Source organism: Dictyobacter sp. Z7_2 (assembly GCF_057551105.1).
Window position 1 is genome coordinate 2,814,322 of record NZ_BAAJPE010000001.1, and the last position, 18,045, is coordinate 2,832,366.

Here is an 18,045-nt window from a genome sequence, read left to right on the forward strand (position 1 = left end):
GTGAATCCATATATCTTTAGTAGACGTGTTGTAGGTAGCTGAATTCTATCAGGCGCTTTTCAGGTAGAGAAATTTTTCCTGGCAAAAATAATCTTTAAATCCTGTGATATCATCGACTTTGAGCCTGGTGATATCATTTATTTTCCTCTATAATGGTGATAGCATCGTAGGATTTAGATAATTTACAGTTTTAAGCGCTTTGATTAGTGAGAGCCTGCCGCTCTTAATAAGGAGTACATTATGCAACCTGATCAACATCCACCTGAATCAGGCAAGATTGCTTTTCGTTATGGACTCATTTTTGGCATTGGATTGTTTATCATTGCCGCTATTCTCACTAGCATTGGCACCTTTGTGTTTCTGAAAAGTGGCCTGAGCGTATTATTTTCTATCGCATATTGGATTCTTGGCCTGGTTGCCTTCTTCCTGGCGGGCCTGTTTGCCGCCAAGCAGACTGGTAAGGTAGGCACAGGCACTATCGCAGGTCTCTGGGCTGGCATTTTTGATGGAGTCCTTTATGCTATCTTTTCGATTTTTCTTGACTTAACTTATACCTTAGATGCAACTGCGAATGCCCTTTCAAATAGTAGTACATCTACCCAGATTTCATCTGCGAATGCCCGACAACTTGAAATTGCGATTATTATTTTTAGTCAGGTATTTGCCTTGCTGATTGCTATAGGTTTTGGTGCAGGGCTTGGAGCCCTTGGTGGTCTGGTAGGACGCGCCAACTCGAAAGTCCAGCATCCCGGGCAACCAGATTTTGGACAGCCATATCCAGGACAGCAGCCGTATCCCGGGCAGCCATATCCAGGACAACAACCATACCCAGGACAACAGCCATATCCAGGACAACCGTATCCCGGGCAGCAGCCGTATCCCGGACAGCAGTCATATCCCGAACAGCAGTCGCGTCCTGAGCAGAATCGATCTGCTGAACCAGAGCAGCCACAAAATATTCCTGTACAGGAGCCAGAGCCAGCTAAAGCTCCTGAAACAGAGCCCACTCAGAAAGCTGATAGTCCTCCGAACGTCTATAACTCCTATCTAGCAGGTCAAGACTCACCGTCCTCATCGTCAGATGAGACCACGAAGCAGGCAGATCAGTAAGACCTGTTGCCGTGTACAATCCCTGCTACGAGCAGAAATCCGTTCAATGGTAGAGAGAGCCTGGGAGAGCATTAAGTTTCCAGACTCTCTCTTTCATTATCGCTGTAATTTTTAGAGATCGGCTGCCTGAGGAATGGCGAATGAGAAGATGTGTTCGAAGTCGTTTTTCATGCTGATGATTTGCCAGGAACGCTCCTGGGCGAGTTGGAGCGCGTTAGTAGCTCCATCTTCGTAGAAGAACTCGCGTTCGGCGTCGTCATGGTGTATGAGAAGGGCAAGTGAAGGCTTGCCCTGGTCTTCGGTGAAGTGAAGCATATCGATGTCGCCGTCGGAATTTCCTACTGCGATGATGGGCCTTCTGCCAATGTGAAGATGGATGTTGATCGCTTTTCCTACTCCTTCGTTGAATGGCTCTAACAGAGCATTTTTCCTGATGATGATTGGATGCCCATCTTGTACGTCGATGTCAATCTCGACGGCACTACCAATCACGTGACCGCGCTCAATCCCATAGATCTCTTCACAGACTTCTCGGACAAAATCTGTTTCGCCTCCCGTGACGATGTACGTCTGGAATTCGTGCTGCTGAAGATATTTGATGAGCTCAAGCATGGGAGTGTAGGCGATGCTGGTAAAGGGTTGATGATAGAGTGGATGGCGCGCTTCGGCGAAGAATTGTCTGATTTTTTTGATGTACTCTTCCTGTGGAAGGTTCGCGACTGCTTGCAGTACGAGCTCTCCTACCTCCTGTATTCCGAGGGTTTTGAAGTATGCTCGATCGTTCTCCCAGAAGGCTTTGTAGGGTTGGCGGTTGCGCAACTGAGGATCAAGTTTGGCGCTGTCCTGAAAAAATTTAATGATGAATCCTTCTTGTACGTATGATGGCTTCTCGCACCAGAGCGTGCCATCGTTGTCGAAAGCGGCAATACGCTCTGAAGGCGGTAGATAGGTGGGTTGCGTCTTATCTGTAACCTGCCTGACGAATTCTATGATGGCTTGTCGCGTCGCGCCGGTTCGCCAGGATGGAAGAACTTTTTGTGATGTTGCTTCTGAATTCGTCTTTTCATTAGTGGGGTGATGTGCGTTATGTGGATGCTGTGTCATGTACTATCTCCAGGGAACGTGCTCTCTATCTGTCGTCCATCGCAAGAAATCAAGCAACGTGATCGCTAATCAGTCTATTTTGATTAGTGTACCTTCAAATGCTGAAGATGAAAAGAGTTTGCGCCCATAATCTGATGTTGATCATGTTCACCCGGTCGCAAAACAGATTCTAATGAAGTTTGCTGAAATAGGTCATGTTTTGCTTGTCATTCTTTTAATGCATTGACTATACTATAATGAATGGCTTGTGCGTTTTTTTTGATCAGATGAGAAAATTATGCAAACTTTAACGACAATACCTTTGCCCTGGCGTGAGTATATACAGCAACATCCGCTGGGGGCGGAGACGACTCATTGGGAACTGTTACGAAAGTGGGGACTATCAGAGGTCTGGCGTGTGACGACTGCCAATGGGCAATCATGGATTGCGAAGCGGAGTACCGGGTCGATGGCACGTGAGCTGGCTGTGTATCAGGAGGTACTGCAACCGTTGCATGTGCCTCGTGCAGAGCTTCATTCTTACTGGCGGACGCCCTCGGAACAGTTTTTTCTGCTGGAGGATGTCGGACCAACGACGCTTGAAAAGCAGCCGTATATTGAGCATTTTCAGGAGGCTGCACGTGTGCTGGCACGTGTGCGGTGTATCTCTTGCGTGCAGTTGCAAGAGATCACTGTCCCCGAACACTTTACAGTGACTCCTGACTTCTATCTGCAAGCTTTGGACTATCTGCTGCAACATGATGGGTTAGATGCTGCTCGCAAGGCGGTCTTGATATCTGTTGCACATTGGCTACCTGAGCGCTTGCAGCATCTCTATGCACATGTGCCATTGACTTTGTGTCACAACGATTATCATGTGAAGAATCTTATCCTGCGCAACGCAGCGGTAGTGCCCATAGATTGGGCCATGGCTTATATCAGCCCCTACCTGGGCGATATGTATTGCTTGATGCATGGCGCCGCCTTCAGAAATGTCGAGGCTGCTGTGCTCTACGAGGCCTATACAGATGAGATGAAAGGCTGGGCCGAGCGTCATGCATGTGTACGAGCACTGATGAGCCTGTCACTGGATGAGCAATTAGCTTTAGGAGCCGTCTGTATCCTGATTACGAGTATCCGCTGGACGCTGTTGGAGGCTATCTATGAATTGCCTGAATCGAAGAAGTGGATACCCGCAATGATCCGCAACATAGAGTGCTATGCTCGCCAATTACAGTAAAGTGCAGCATCATATAGCAAAAAATAGCCCGATAATATTCTTATAGGAATTATCGGGCTATTCTTATGTTATGATATCAAGTAGCTCGCTTGGTTGTATATGAGTGCTTTGCGCCTCGTGGAGAAGGGGGCTATATTTGATTAACGCGAGTGAAGCAGTTAAAATACATAGATTAACTGTCTTGTGGTTGAGTAGAGAGATACATACATGTATGATCGGTTGGAAGAGCTGCAAGCTCTTCTCTATAAAGAGATACCTATTACGCAGCATTTTCATCTTTCTGTGGGAGCTTATTCGCAGCAGTTGCTGCGCTTAGACGCTCCCCTGGCAGAGAATATCAATCATGCCGGGACGGCCTTTGGTGGAAGTTTGAGCTCCCTGCTTACTCTTGCTGGCTGGAGTATGGTCTGGTTCTTATTACAGGAGTACCATCTGCAAGGCGAGATCATCATTCAGGATAGCTCATGTAGATACGTGCATCCGGTCAAGTACGATTTTTCAGCCTGTTGCTATCGTCCTGATGACTCTGAACTTGATCGTTTCGATAAAATGTTGCGCTCACGTGGCCGTGGTCGCCTTGAGCTAAAGGCAGAAATTATCGAAGGAGAACAGGTAGCCGTCTCCTTTACCGGGCGCTACGTGGTCTTACTCACGTAGGAAGATGTCTTACATATTTTGGTGCCTCTGCCCATGTTGAAGAAAACGTTCTGTTCAGGTATGCTTGGTGTGTATGGTTGTTGCCGACAATGAGAGATGATCGCTAAATTATGCCTTTCGATGCGTTCTATATTGTACATCTGGCAATTAAGAATATTTCTATGCACCAAAAAAGATGGTTCTTCGGGTTGACTCGATGAGAGTTTATTTAGCAGTGTAATCGATCCACTACTGTATGTCTTTCTCACGCTGCTAAATAAACTCTTCCTTGTGTAGAACCCCATCCATTGGTCACCCTGTCAATGTCGCCTTTTTGCTGATCACATGCTGGATTTTTTTAATGTGATTTTAATGCAGTGATGATGTTTTCTTTTATATACGATATACTATTTTCTGAGTAGTATTTGATGTACCTGCCATCTGGTCGTCCTTTTAATGACTCACTTTTTTCTGAGCCATATATTGTATTGTACATGCGCTTGTGTGGCCTGAAGACTCTGATGGCTGCCGGGTCTCTGGCTAATGACGTTCCGTTCGCTGCTGGCTGGAGGTTGGGTATTAAAAACTTAAATGGGACAGCTCTGTGAATTAAAGCATGTGTGGGCGATGAAAAATCCAATGACCGTAGGACTTTCGGGCTGTGACCCCAGGAGTATATATGGTGAATAATACTGGCAAAATTACTTATCATCAGCAGGTAAGTTATTGTGGAAAGCCTCGTTGTAAGCGTTGCCGTGAAGGGGTGGGACATGGTCCCTACTGGTATGCGTATCAGACCATCGATGGGCGTACATCTCGCAGTTACGTCGGAAAGCATCTCCCGCCCGACGTAGCGACAAGTATGCTTGGGGATCAGCCGTCATCCACGACCCAGGCCAGTGAACGTGATAAGTCAGTGATTCGCGTCTATACTCTGGGACAATTTCGTCTGGAGCGGCGCAATCCGCACGATGCCCTGGAGTGGCAGACGGTTACCGATGCTTCTTGGCAGCATCAGCGCGTACGGGCTCTGCTGGGATGTCTGGTCAGTGTCAATGGCCGTAAGCTGGGCCGTGAGCAGATCATGGAGGCTCTCTGGCCCGAACAGGATATAGATGTCGCTGGAGGTCGTCTGGATCGCGCTGTGTATAGTTTACGGCAAGTATTTGAGCCGAACCGTAGCCGTCCAGCGACCTCGCCATTGCTCCTGACTGAGCGCGAGGTGCTATCGCTCGCGGGCTCCAGCCAGATCTGGGTGGATGCCGATGTCTTCGAGAATTTAATTGCTCAAGTTCACGATACCAAGCATAGTGAAGTGGATCTCGGGACAAAAGAGAAGCTCCTCAAAGAGGCGGCGAATCTTTATGCAGGTGAGTTTTTGCCGGAAGATCGCTTGAATGAGTGGACACGGACGCGTCGTGAGACGCTCAAGCGTAACTGGATCGGCCTCTTGCTCGAACTGGCCGATATGATGATCGATCGCGATGCCCTGACCAGCGCGATCGAGCCACTGGATAAATTGATTTCTGTCGATCCAACCAATGAAGCAGGCGTGCAGCGCTTGATGATCGTTCTGGAGAAGCTGGGTCGTCGTGGTGAGGCCTTACGATCATACAAGAAGCTATCAACCGTCCTGAAGCAGGAATACAACATCGCTCCGCTGCCGGACACGCGCAAGCTTTACGATGATCTACGGCGTGGACGCGATAAGACGACGACACGTGCGCATCAAGAGACTGTGGCCTCTGAAAGTGTGGCACGTGAAGCTGGTACGAGTACAGCTCCAGGAGGAAACGAAGCGCCAGTGATCCAGATTGGGCGTACACATCAGAGTCCGCTGGTAGGTCGTCAGCAGGAGCTAGAGCAGCTAAAGGATCTGGTGACGACTGCTGAGCAGACAGCTCGCTTCCGTCTGGGCTCACAGCGACGCTCGACCATTGCAACACTCGATCCCAATCGGCGTCCACAATGTATCCTCTTAATGGGTGACGTTGGTATCGGCAAGACGCGTCTGGCTGAAGAGCTGGGACGCGATGCCAAAAAACATGGATGGGCTGTGGCCTGGAGCCGTGTCTATGCTCAAGAAGGTACTATCCCGTATCGTCTCTGGACCGAGATCCTGCGCAAAGCCATGGAACAAGGCATCTGGCAGCGCCAGGAAGTCAAGCGTCGACCACTTGTATTTCAATCCCTGGGGACCTTGCTCCCCGAAATCCATGACCTGCTCCCACCAGTCAACTTCCCCAACTCGCTCTCTCCCGAGCAGGAGCAGCTACGACTCTGGGAGGCCGCTCGCGAATTACTGACGCTCATCAGCGAGAGCACACCTCTCCTGATCGCCCTCGACGACCTGCAATGGGCCGATAGCAGTAGTTGTGAGCTTTTAGCGTATCTGGCACGCCGTACTTATGGATATCCAATCATCATCGTTGGCACCTGCCGCGAAAACGAGCTGGCACCTGATCATGCCTTGCGCCCGCTGCTGACCGATCTGCGGCGCGAGAATGCAGTCGAAGTTATCTCGTTGGAGCCACTGAGCAATGATCACATTATTTCGCTCGTCTCGCAGGTTTCACAAGCTCCAGAAACGGTCGTAGAGAAGATCACCGACCGAGCAGCTGGTAATCCCTTCTTTGCCGAAGAATTAGCGCGTACCGTCTTCGACAACCTTCCCTCCCTGGATGCTCTGACCAAAAGCGGCAACGATATCTTGCCCGATACCATCAATGCGGTACTTGAGCTGCGTCTCAACCGCCTGAGCGAAAAATGTCAGCGCTTGCTGGGTAAGGCCGCAGTGCTGGGAGGCTCATTTGAGTTCCAGGTGATCAGCGAGATGGAAGCAACCTCTCCTCAATACGACGAAGATGAGGTCCTTGAACTCCTTGAAGAGGCTCTGACATCTGGCATGCTCACAGAAGAAGGCACTGGCACCCGGATAACGTATCACTTCTGGCATCCGCTGCTGGCCGCATACCTGTATGATAGATTATCGGCAGCGCGACGAGCTAGCCAGCATCGTCGCGCTGCCGACGTTTTCCGCAAAATGCATAAGGATCGCGAGGAGGAAGAGGCGGCAACGATTACAAACCATCTGGTGAAGGGTGGCGCTAATGGCCTGGTAATTGCTCAGTATGCCGAGCTGGCTGGTAATCACGCTTCTTTGCTTTCGTCATATCGCGAAGCCAGAGAGCATTACCGCATTGCTTTAGAACATCTAGGCTTGCAAAATGAAAACTGGAGCCGTGTGTCATACCTGCTCGAAAGACAGGGAGAATGTACGCGCTTCAGTGGAGAGTTTGAAGTTGCTCGTCAATTCTTCGAAAGTGCTCTTGAAATATACCTTAGCCATATGAGCACGCATAATAATAAACAAGATGCAGAAATTCATGCAATGCTCTTATGGGATATTGGTGTGACCTGGTATAACCAGGGTGAGTTATCTCGTTCTAAAGAATGCCTTGAACGCGCTGTACAGATATTACAGAACAATGATATTGTATCTGGAATTGTATGGGCAAAGATCAGAGTACAGCAAAGTTATGTTTTTTGGCGCGAAGGTGATCATGAAAAAGTTAAAGATACTGCCAATACTGCTTTAAAATTGCTTTTGGATATTAATGGCAATCAAAATCAACAAGTGAGCGATGATCCTTATTTATCACTTGCGAAACGAGCTCTTATTGCAAGTGCAGTAGATATTATAAAGGTATATACAATTTTATCGAACGTGGATGGTTCTAGTGGCCGCTGTAGAGATGCCTTACTTTATCTTAATAAGGCTCTAGCTATTGCAGAGCAGCATAATTCTCAGCGTGACATAGCTATCATTAGCTGTAATATGGGTGATCTTTATCTAAGAATGGCTGACTATTCTCAAGCTCAGGCCGCTTTTCGGCGATCTTATCGTTTGGCAAAGGAAATTGATGAAGCTCTTGCTGAATTGATCAATTTATTTAATATTGGAGTTGTGGATATTCGCACTGGAAATCTGGTTGAGGCTGGTAGTGAAATAAAAAGAGCTATTGATCTGGCAGAGACTACCAAGGATAAGTCATCAATAAGTTTTTTCAATGCATATTTAGCTTTCTCTTTTCTTGAACAAGGGAAAATTTTGGAAGCCAAAGAGGCTCTGTATAGTTCTTTGAATAGCGGTAGAAAAACACATGTTGCAATTTATATTGGTGTATCTCTAATAACGTTGGGCTATCTGCGCTTTATTCAAAGCAAAGACAAGCATATAAGTTCTGATGAGCGTGGTCGTTTAAGATTATTGAGAAGTGCAAAAAGGACGTTAACGTATGCCATTAATTTTAGAGGCATTGAGACGGAAACAATTATTGATGGTCGTATTATCTTGGCACATGTATTAATTCAACTTGCTGATCTTAAGGGGGCTTATTCGCAAGCTGAACAAGCTCTAGAAGAAGCTAAGAAATATGACTTAGAGTGGCTAATTGCTCGTGCTAATCACGTTTTAGGGAGTATAGCACTGGAAAATAGTTTTTATGATCAGGCTATCAATTACTATCAAAAAGCGGAGGATATAACCCTTGCAAAGGGTATGAAGTTAGAATATGCTCGCGTCATTTATAACCACGGACTGGCTTTACTAAAAACAAATAAATCTATAGAGGATAAAAATACAGGGAAGAATTATATTAAAGAAGCACAGAAGATATTTGAAGATTGTAAAGCGGGCATAGATCTAAGAGAAATGGAATTAGAATTCCTCAAAACTAACTAAGGTTTTTGACGTTTTGCTGTCATGAAATATATTTTATGGCAGTAAAACGCTCCTCAATTATAAAATGGTGTTTGTAACTATACAGACATCCCAAAAAATGACGATATCCACCTCATTTTGAGTCTTGCCTCCTGATTTGATATCCCCATCCACTGGCTCGGTTACGCCCAAACCAATTAAGGATTCTTTTCGCCTGTCTACTAGCGACCTAGTACCTCGTATCATGGATAAAATCAGCCATGTTTTGTCCTTATTCAGTGTATATTTTAATCACAAGCTACTGCTTGATCGATACGCGAACCAAGTAGTGCATCCGATGCGAATATATTTACCAGAGGTTGTGTAGGTAAGACGTTTGTGAAAGGAATTGATTAAGTCATTACATGAAGAAACGTTCGCACTAAATCTGGTTACTGGTAAATCGAAATACTTTATCTGGCTCTCAAGAGCTAATATCCAAATTTTTTGTTCTTCCATTGGAGGAACGCTGCCAGCTTTCTGGCAAGAAAGGTTACTCACATGATGCTCGCACTTCGTAACAAACAGGCTGTCGCTCTTTTCGTCCTGGTCGTCCTTTCTCTCTTAATCCTGAGTGCTGTTGCTTTTAGCATGACCCATACGCATTTCTTCACAATGGCCTATCCCTGGCTTTAACACAAAGTGACGTACCTACGTCCGTAACACCGGTCAGGCTATCTTCGATAGAAGATGACGTGCGTACATCATGAACCAGAAATGGAGGGATGATTATGTCACATTTTGATTAACTTACAATTAAAACTAACTCAATAAAGAAGCGGCCCGCCGTGATCAGCCATGATCCAGAAGGTGGGCCTCTTGCTATTACGGCCAGATTTGGATATAAACCTCCTCCTCATTGATCTCCCTGCCCCTCTCCTGATGCCTTTGCATCTATAAATGAATCTTAGAGCACAGTTTCACTTAGAAAAATAAATGAATCGATTTCTTGTATGGTTGCGTTTGTATAGATATATATACGTTGATGTTGTCTGAAGAATGTCAGGGGATCGTTCAATCATGTTCTTTTGTGAAAATAAGTCTCTTGCGTTGGATGTTCGGATGGATGAGGATTTCTCTGCCCCTTCAGAGCTAAGGTTGAGACGCTTAACTGCTCGCCGGGGATTAGCTGTTTATTTTCTCTTTTTGATTATCTTTTCTGCCCTGGCAAATTGGTTTCTGGAGGCGACTGATAATCCCTTTGGTATTTTTTTTCTGATGTGGTCGCCGGGGATCGCTGCTCTTTTGACACGCTTCCTCTTGCATGAAGGTTGGAGTGATATCTCATTCCGTCTGGTGTTACATCCGCTTAGTCAGTCGATAAAAAGATATTGGCTGTCAGGTTTCGCTGCTTATCCTACGCGACGAGCTGAAGCTACGCTGGCTGGGGATAAAGTATCGGGTGGACGCACTGTCAGGCTGGCTCTGCTTGTGGCTTTTCTTGTTCCTTTTGTGGTTGCTTTGATTGCTTACGGGAGCGCCTGGATCACTGGATTAGCCCATCTTGTTCCTTTTCAGCCGTCGGAGAACTTGAATTTCGGTATCGCTTTTCTGGGTAGACCTTTGTCATGGTGGATGATGGCTTTGTTGATCGTGGCTTTTCTGCTTGCTGAGGTTGTGAGTGCCGCCGGGGAGGAGATTGGCTGGCGTGGGTATATGTTGACTCGCTTGATTGACGCTGGCGTCCCACATCCTGTCCTGGTGAGTGGACTTGTCTGGTCTTTCTGGCATTGGCCATATATATTTTTAGAGGCAGATCATCTAAGTTTATCGATATTGTTATCGGCTTGCATCTTTGTGGTGACCATCACATGCCTGGGATGTCTGGCGGCACGTCTGCGTCTGCAAACGGGGAGCATCTGGCCCTCGATTGTTCTACATGCCACGTGGAACTTCTGTATTCTTGAGTTATTTGATGCTGTAACCAGCCATGGCGACTCCTCTTACTGGATCGGCGAATCCGGTGTGCTGGTGGCGCTGATGATGATTGTGATGGCCTACATTTTCTGGCATGGCCATCATCTAAGGCATCCTGTGGCTGAATAACCAGGCTATGTACGCATTGCTAGCCCAGTTCGCCCCATGTCAACGTGACTTGTAGTTGAGCTTCTCCGCTGGCTTTGGCCAGTATTGCTCCAAATTGGGCGTCGATCCTTATTGCGAACTCTACTTCAATTTGCTTTGGACGAACTTCCTGTGGGATGGCCTGAACTGTGGTGGAGACTTGTGATGAACAGGTTTTTATCAGGCTCATTGCCTGTGCGAAACTATCCTGAGCCAGGTGGGGGAGTCTGTTTCTTGTGAGGCCATAACCGGCGGGAGGATCGGCGTCTCCGATGGATGCTGACATCGTTTCGTCATCCACCTCGATATACATAGTGATGTTGTCCCCGTTCTCGTTTTTGAGAACATCTTTGATGATTGCCAACGTAATCTCTCCTAGCTCATCTATTTTGACTTCTCGTACATGGTAGTTGTCAGTTCGATGAATGTGAATATGTATATGGAATAGAACTACCGATCAATTTAGCAATTTATGTTACATATATTGTGCATTATAGTGTTGAATTAAATACTTGTCAACGCTACACTTCATCTTATAGTACTAATGAGCGCTTTTAGGTGCTACACGGCTGATATCGATTTTTACTTTTATCTATTCTATCCGTTGGTAAAGTTTGATCAGGTGTTGGCTTTCGTTCTCCCAATTAAGATCTTGACGAGCAGCTTGAAGAGCATTGTCATGCATCCGTTGTAGCGTAACGGAATCGTTCAACAACGCACTGATAGCCGCACCAATCTCTGCTGGATTCATTGAATCAATAACCCTGCCAATGTCGTACTTTGTCAGGATCTCTTGTACGGCAGGTAATGGCGATGAGAGTATTGGTAGACCCGCTTGGATATATTCAAAGAGCTTGTTTGGCAAGCACATGGTCATATTCGGTGTAGAGTTGAAAGGCATGATAGTCAGTCCGATATCTGCGGACGAAGTCCAGGTGGTCAGAGAATCATAAGGGACAGCTGGCATGATCTTCGTATAGTCATAGATGCGTTGCCCGATGATTAATCGTTCAAGTTTAGCTTGTGTGGTCCCGACGTTATGTCCCATGATTATCACTACGCATCCTGGCGCCAGATATGCTGCCGCTTGTACAAGAAGCTCCAGGCCACGATCGGGCTGGATATTTCCCTGGTAGAGCGCGATCCGTGTTTGTCTGGGGAGCTTAAGGTGATCTCTCAGATAGTGTGTTTTTGTAGTTGCCTGATAATTGGGGATATTCCGTAGCAGGGTGATATGTGGTATCCGATATTTTTGTTGCATCTCATGAACAATTGGCGGTGATACTGTGATCACGGCTGCACAACGTGGCAATATGTAGACCAGGAAGCGCTGCATGCAGGCATACAGTATGCGCCTACCCATGTGTCTGGTTAAGTGTGGATAATCCTGCAAGGGAAGTTCGTAAGCTTCGAAGATCAAGGATTTGCGTCGGAGGAGTGACGCTATATAACATGCCGGTAGGGCTGTCCATTCGCAGGCGTGATAGACGTTGGCTGGCTGCTGCCATACTGCAATTGTTGTGCGTATGATAAGGAATAGTATCTGCCAGGCACTCATTCCCGCAAAACGCTTGTGTCTAAATTTGGAGCTTGTGGTGATGTGCTGTATTGTATATGGACATGTTTGTGATGTCATAGAATCGTTATTGAGCATATCTTCCCGAGCACTTCTGATATCTACCACAGTTACCCGCCATCCTATCTGGGCTAGAGTAGTCGCTGAGCGTCGTAGGCGTACGTCATCGGCTATATCCCTCATGACATGCATGCAGACATGCTGACTTAAAGCCATTGTTTATCTTTCCTCTTCTTTACCGAATTGTATCTGCTGAAGTTGTTGATTTAATCTTGCCGCTAATATTTCGTAATCAAAATGTTTGCGAATATAGTTATGTCCGTTCTCTCCCAGCTGCTTGACTATCTCTGGATGTTTATAGAGGTAGCTAATGGTGGCTGCGAGAGCAGCCGCATTTTCTGGCTCACAATAGATTGCCGCCTGGGCTTCCCGTTCGGCAATTCTGCGGGCTTCTCCATTGACTGCCAGTAGCACAGGACGGCCGCAAGCCATCGCCTCGAACATTTTTATAGGAAGCATGGCGGCGAAGAGCGGTAAATTTCGCGTATGCGCCAGACAGATATCACTGGCTGCAAGCAGTAGAGGTATCTGCTCGTGGGGAATGGGATCAAGAAACTGCACGTTTGTGAGTCTCCGCTGACAGGCCGTGGCGATTAGATTGGCTTTTTCTGCGCCATCTCCGACCAGGATAAAGCGTATGGATATTTGTTCACGCAACTGTTCGGCAGCATCCAGAAGCGTCATCAGGCCATGGGTCAGACCATGTGTCCCGGCGTACAGAACGACGAAATCATCATGCCAGATCCACTTCTGGCGTGCCAGATCACGAGGTTGAGGTCTAAAATGTCTGGTATTGACGCCGTTATGAAGTAGTAATATCTTACTGGCTGGCAAACCTCTTTGGATAAGCATCTCGCGCATCCCTTCGGTTACCGTCCAGACCAATCGGGAGCGTTGATACGTTTCCCATTCAAGCCACTCCGCTAATTTGATCAGGAGGTTGTTCTGCAATGCCCCCAGTTCTATCGCTGATGCTGGCCAGAGATCCGCAACCCAGAAGATGTAGGGGCGCTTGGCGCACCATGCCAGTATGTGAGCTGCAAGCGCGTTGAAAAGAGGCGGTGATGCAACTATGATGATATCCGGGGTGGCGATGATCGGTCGACTGAGAAGTATTGTCAGGCACCCAAAGGAAAACTGCGATAGGATGCGTCTAAAAAATCCCCGATTGGGACTTGCGTAGCTCCACGTGCGTACAACTTGTATCCCTTCGATGATCTCTGTCTGTCGTAGACGTCCTCGATACTCGAGCGGGACGACGCCAGTTGGATAATTAGGCATTGTCGTCAGGACAGTTACTTGATGGCCGTACGTGAGAAGACGTTTTGCTATCTCTCCTACGCAGACCGCCGCCGCGGCTTTTTCAGGATAATAATATCTTGTTATAAAGAGGATATGTATTTTATTACCTCCTTCTTTAATCCGTCGCCGTTCAGTTGTGGGGAACTTGATGCTGGACACGATCATGGGACTGTTGCTCGTTTGCTGACGTAAAATTGGCAAAGGCAGCTTTGATGAGCGATATCTGTTGTTTCATGTCGCGCTCATCAAAGGAGCGGAGATGCTGCTCTACCCGCTCTAAACCAGTTTCTGCAAAGAAGTCGGTAATGATGCCTCCATGGCTGGTAATGAGGTCATGAGAACTGGGTGTGGTTGTGAAGAGTGGTATATCGCCATGCCATAGATCCTCTCTCTCGGCAGTAATAATTTCGTCTATGCGGGGTTGATCTTTGGCTGTCACCCATAAGCGGTCAAAAAAGCGATCCCGATCGAGCGCATCGTGCAAAATGTCGGGATGGTAACTATTTTTGAGCAAGGTGGCATAGAGCAGGGTGGGACGTATCAGGCAACGTATCTCATCGTTGGAGAAGGATTGTGCAATGATGAGCCAAAATTCATTGCAATGCTGCATGAGTAACTGATACATTGCTGTAAAGCCGGTAATGATTGCGTCACAGAATGTATATGTATCAACCTCTTGATCATTGAGCGTGGGGCGATGTGCGCTGATGGATACTTCAAAATGCTCAAGATGTAGTTGCATATTGTCTGTGCCAACATTTGTCCATGAAGGCATTGGTGTAGGAGAGATCTGTCCTGGGGTTGCTCCCAGGCCACTGATGTCGAGTCCTTGAGCTTGCTTGTTTGTCCATATACGTTGAGGGAGGAGATGAGTATGTAAGACAGAATAATCTAAACCTGACGTATGTATCTCTGCATCATCAGGAATGTCTGTACCTGGATGAAAAAGGGTTTCTAAATCGATCAGGATTGGATGTTCTCCCGCCGCAATTAAATTTTCAGCATGGAAGTCGGTTGCTTCCAGCGCATAGAGCAGGGCGAGATAGCCTCCTTGCCGTTGGTAGAAACGTTCTATCTCTTCTTGCATTGTACATGGATGAGTCGTCACGAACTCGGTCCAGCCATATTGATCGCGTTGAATGACCTTGATTGTCTGGAACGCTGGTTGAAATCCATACTGGTTTAGACAGATTAAAAGCTCCTGAAAGTGAGCGTCTGCCGCTAGTGATCGTGGTTTGTAGACCAGATGAAGTCCAGAACTGCATATGAGTATCGCTACACTGCGTCCGCTTCTGTGTGTGTCGCCTTGACCAGCATGGATGGCGATTACTTCTCCTGGATCATTGTCGGGGCTTAACGTCTGGCAGATCTCCTGCCAATCGTTGCAGAGTCGTGCCAGGAGTTCCAATTCATAGGCAATCCACAGGTTAAGAGTTTCTACCAATTGGCGTGCCAGCACAGTATATTCTTCCAAAATCGAGAGTAATCCTGCTGGTTGCATTAACTGTTCAATAAAGTAATCGAAGCGCTCTCTGGTTGTTTCTCCATGTAAGAGGCCCTGTACACGGGCCACGTTTAGCTCAAGTACCAACGTTTTGAGGGCTTGTGGCATGACTCGTTCTGGTATGTGGTTGAGCAGTAATATTGGTAGCTTCTTAATATCAAAGGGAGGATGGGCATAGATGTGGACAAGTTCTTGTATCCCCTGGTCGAGTTGTGCCAGACTGTCATATATTAGTGGCGCCAGCGTATCAAGAAAAGAGAGCTGCTTCTCTTCTTGCCTGTGCGCCTGTAAAAAATCATGATGATCTGCATAGCGCTCAAATGCTCGCTGCATGTTTATAAGCCAGGAGCATGAAGTTGTGGCGGCGAGACGTTTTTGTAGATGCTCTTCTGGTTCTGCAAGAAGCGCTAAAAGATCTTCTTCGGTCAAAGAATCCGCGGCGAGACGCTGTGAAAAGTACGTTTCGTCTGTAAACGGTGATTGCTCTTTCCACTTTTGCAGGCGTTGGCGGCCATTTTCGTACTCAGCAGAAGTACCCTTGAGGTGCTCTGGAATCCTTTGTAGTTGGATGACTGTGCGTTCTGCGAGTGTGAGCGCACGATACCAGCTTGCTTTGTAGTCAATTTGCTGCGCATTTGAGTATATAAATTGTCTTATCTTTTCATGCATCGTTCGAAATTCCTGCATTATGGAGTAGCGTCGCACCTCCAGGGAGATACGTCGCTACTCTGGTTTCCTTGAGCACTTCAAACTACTTCAAAGTTATCCTTGATGATTAGTGGCAGGGATCGTAGCAACCTCTGTGACAGGGCCTCGGAACTGGTATAGGGAAGTAAGTTACTTCACCACCGAAGTGTGCTCCGCCGAAGAAGTCGCCAGCACAGGGTTGTGGATCATAGGAGCCGCAGCCTCCACCCAGGCCGATGCCCAGACCGATATGAATTGGCAAGCATCCGCCGCCTCCACAAGCTCCGGTGACGATTGCTAGATCTGAATCATTCAACTCAAGCATAGTGGTAGAATTCTCAAGAAGTTGTACGTTATTATTATTCATGTTAGTTGTCCTTTCTTGTATCAAACGTTTATAGACTGATAAGATACTATTGTTTATAGGGCGAACAATAATTATTTATTCGCCCTATACATCTTAATAACCCATTGTGTTGGATGTTAGATGAGCAATCAGTGTGTGACAGGAGCTAATGGGGTATTAGCAGCCGCCACCCAGAATGATGCCGCCGCCAAGGCCGAAACCACCAAGTCCGAACCCGCCATTGCCACATCCGCCATCACCGAAACCATAAATTCTGTGATGGAAGCCAACGAAACCGTAATCATCGGGGTCGAAACTACCGAACCCGCCACCGAAGGAGTTGAAATTACCGCCGCAGCTACTGCCACAGGCGCCAGCTACAGCAAAAAGATCCTCATCGGTGAGTTCAAGCGTACCAATAGGATTCTCTGGAAGCTGTGTGAGCTCCTCGCTGGTCAATGTCTCGCGGTATTGTGCGTTTTTCCATGCTCGTGCAATATTAATATTCATAGTTATGTAACCTTCCTTTTGCTTCCGCAAAAAATTATTTACTCTTAGTACCATACGTATGCAAAAAATTTACTTGAAGCTCTAGATAGAGAAGTCTTTACAGGCTTATATAGCGAGTGCACACATCTCTATCCTCTCTTCGCGTACATTTGTTTGCATGATGTTTAGCAATCTCGGTACCTGAATGTATTATAAAAATGGATAAAACAAGCAAACTGTATGTAATACTTATAAATTTAAGAAAATATTCATAAATGTAGCAGAGAAAATTATTATGTTGAGTATTGATGAAATACTTTTCATACCGACATACTTTAGTTTGTTGTTATTGCAGAGATTGTTTTGAACTCAATTGAATGAAATTTTCCGTATTTTCGTCAAATTTAAGAAAATGAATAAAATATTGATAGATTTCGGCCTTTATATGAAGATTGACGTACTATAAATGCATCAAAAAGGATTGTTTACTAGCAAAACTTTAGGCTATCCATCTATCTATGCCAGCAAGTAAGCAAATGATGTTGTACAAGCTAATTTGCATTGTAGATTATAATATATACAAAAGACACTTTATCAAGTAATCGATAGATGGGGGTGACTGTATTATGAATGCTCCAATTTTTCGAAACGAGGCCATTGAGCAATATAGACAACGAAGAGATAAAACGACTCTTCCAAAATTTATTCCTTTTCCTGTTATGTTTCTTTTATGGGGATTATTGATTTTGCTCTTAATTGCTGGCGGATTAGCCTGGTTTGAGCAGATTCCTGTCTATACGACTGTTGCTGGAACGGTACTTGATCAGCATAGTCAGGGGACAAAAGATCACTCTGAAACGGTCGCAGCGCTTTTTTTGTCCAGAGCTCAGATGAGTCATGTCCATGTAGGTCAGGTGGCAATGGTCCAGATTGGCTCAGCGCAGACGCAATTTAACAGTACCGTTGTCAAGCTTGAGCCAACTGTTACGAGCCCGAAGACGCTCCAGCAACGCTATGGAGCGGTGGCTAACGTTGTGACCGAGCCATCGATAGTCGCTCTGATCCAGTTCAAAGATGTTTCATCGGCTAATTATGTGGGAAGTTTAGTTGTGGCGACGGTGCAGATTGGATCGCAACGCATCATCTCGCTTTTCCCGGGGGTTGGTAGTTTTGTGAGGGGATAAAG

General features: G+C 46.5%; 14 protein-coding genes. 7 read left to right on the forward strand and 7 right to left on the reverse strand.

Going from position 1 to position 18,045, the window contains the following annotated elements:
- Window positions 1–240: 240 nt before the first annotated feature.
- The gene (locus tag AC27N8_RS11170) at window positions 241–1,110 is read left to right on the forward strand and encodes a hypothetical protein (RefSeq protein ID WP_487066917.1); all 870 of its coding nucleotides are present in this window, start codon (window positions 241–243) and stop codon (window positions 1,108–1,110) included.
- Between the two features lie 111 nt (window positions 1,111–1,221).
- Here the strand turns inward: AC27N8_RS11170 and AC27N8_RS11175 are convergent, their stop codons facing one another.
- A complete protein-coding gene (locus AC27N8_RS11175) occupies window positions 1,222–2,214 on the reverse strand; it encodes an HAD family hydrolase (protein WP_487066919.1) in 993 nt (330 codons plus the stop codon).
- 277 nt (window positions 2,215–2,491) lie between these two features.
- Here AC27N8_RS11175 and AC27N8_RS11180 point away from each other — a divergent pair, with 277 nt between their 5' ends.
- The 5 genes from AC27N8_RS11180 (at window position 2,492) to AC27N8_RS11200 (ending at window position 10,877) form a co-directional block, all read left to right on the forward strand.
- The gene (locus tag AC27N8_RS11180) at window positions 2,492–3,433 is read left to right on the forward strand and encodes a phosphotransferase (protein ID WP_487066921.1); all 942 of its coding nucleotides are present in this window, start codon (window positions 2,492–2,494) and stop codon (window positions 3,431–3,433) included.
- A 207-nt stretch (window positions 3,434–3,640) separates the two neighbouring features.
- Window positions 3,641–4,090 carry a YiiD C-terminal domain-containing protein gene (locus AC27N8_RS11185; RefSeq protein WP_487066923.1) on the forward strand — a complete coding sequence of 150 codons (450 nt, stop codon included), beginning with the start codon at window positions 3,641–3,643 and terminating at the stop codon, window positions 4,088–4,090.
- 658 nt (window positions 4,091–4,748) lie between these two features.
- Window positions 4,749–8,813, forward strand: coding sequence for a DUF6788 family protein (locus AC27N8_RS11190; protein WP_487066925.1), 4,065 nt, complete (start codon window positions 4,749–4,751; stop codon window positions 8,811–8,813).
- 519 nt (window positions 8,814–9,332) lie between these two features.
- Window positions 9,333–9,467: a hypothetical protein gene (locus AC27N8_RS11195; RefSeq protein WP_487066927.1), complete on the forward strand. Its 135-nt coding sequence runs from the start codon at window positions 9,333–9,335 to the stop codon at window positions 9,465–9,467.
- Window positions 9,468–9,851: 384 nt separating this feature from the next.
- The gene (locus AC27N8_RS11200; protein ID WP_487066929.1) at window positions 9,852–10,877 is read left to right on the forward strand and encodes a CPBP family glutamic-type intramembrane protease; all 1,026 of its coding nucleotides are present in this window, start codon (window positions 9,852–9,854) and stop codon (window positions 10,875–10,877) included.
- Window positions 10,878–10,896: 19 nt separating this feature from the next.
- On the opposite strand, the gene AC27N8_RS11205 is transcribed toward AC27N8_RS11200, so the two are convergent.
- The 6 genes from AC27N8_RS11205 to AC27N8_RS11230 all read right to left on the reverse strand — a co-directional run bounded on the left by AC27N8_RS11205 (window position 10,897) and on the right by AC27N8_RS11230 (window position 16,880).
- Window positions 10,897–11,259: a CU044_2847 family protein gene (locus AC27N8_RS11205; RefSeq protein ID WP_487066931.1), complete on the reverse strand. Its 363-nt coding sequence runs from the start codon at window positions 11,257–11,259 to the stop codon at window positions 10,897–10,899.
- 228 nt (window positions 11,260–11,487) lie between these two features.
- A complete protein-coding gene (locus tag AC27N8_RS11210) occupies window positions 11,488–12,687 on the reverse strand; it encodes a glycosyltransferase family 4 protein (protein WP_487066933.1) in 1,200 nt (399 codons plus the stop codon).
- Between the two features lie 3 nt (window positions 12,688–12,690).
- Window positions 12,691–13,998, reverse strand: a complete 1,308-nt coding sequence (locus tag AC27N8_RS11215) for a glycosyltransferase family 4 protein (RefSeq protein WP_487066935.1) — start codon at window positions 13,996–13,998, stop codon at window positions 12,691–12,693.
- Window positions 13,964–16,006 (reverse strand): type 2 lanthipeptide synthetase LanM family protein, encoded by a 2,043-nt coding sequence (locus AC27N8_RS11220; RefSeq protein ID WP_487066937.1) that lies wholly within the window; start codon window positions 16,004–16,006, stop codon window positions 13,964–13,966. Before AC27N8_RS11220 ends, AC27N8_RS11215 begins: the two co-directional genes overlap by 35 nt.
- Before the next feature lie 106 nt (window positions 16,007–16,112).
- Window positions 16,113–16,391, reverse strand: a complete 279-nt coding sequence (locus tag AC27N8_RS11225; RefSeq protein WP_487066939.1) for a hypothetical protein — start codon at window positions 16,389–16,391, stop codon at window positions 16,113–16,115.
- Between the two features lie 156 nt (window positions 16,392–16,547).
- Window positions 16,548–16,880: a mersacidin/lichenicidin family type 2 lantibiotic gene (locus AC27N8_RS11230; RefSeq protein ID WP_487066941.1), complete on the reverse strand. Its 333-nt coding sequence runs from the start codon at window positions 16,878–16,880 to the stop codon at window positions 16,548–16,550.
- Between the two features lie 605 nt (window positions 16,881–17,485).
- Here AC27N8_RS11230 and AC27N8_RS11235 point away from each other — a divergent pair.
- Window positions 17,486–18,043 carry a hypothetical protein gene (locus tag AC27N8_RS11235; RefSeq protein WP_487066943.1) on the forward strand — a complete coding sequence of 186 codons (558 nt, stop codon included), beginning with the start codon at window positions 17,486–17,488 and terminating at the stop codon, window positions 18,041–18,043.
- Window positions 18,044–18,045: the final 2 nt, after the last annotated feature.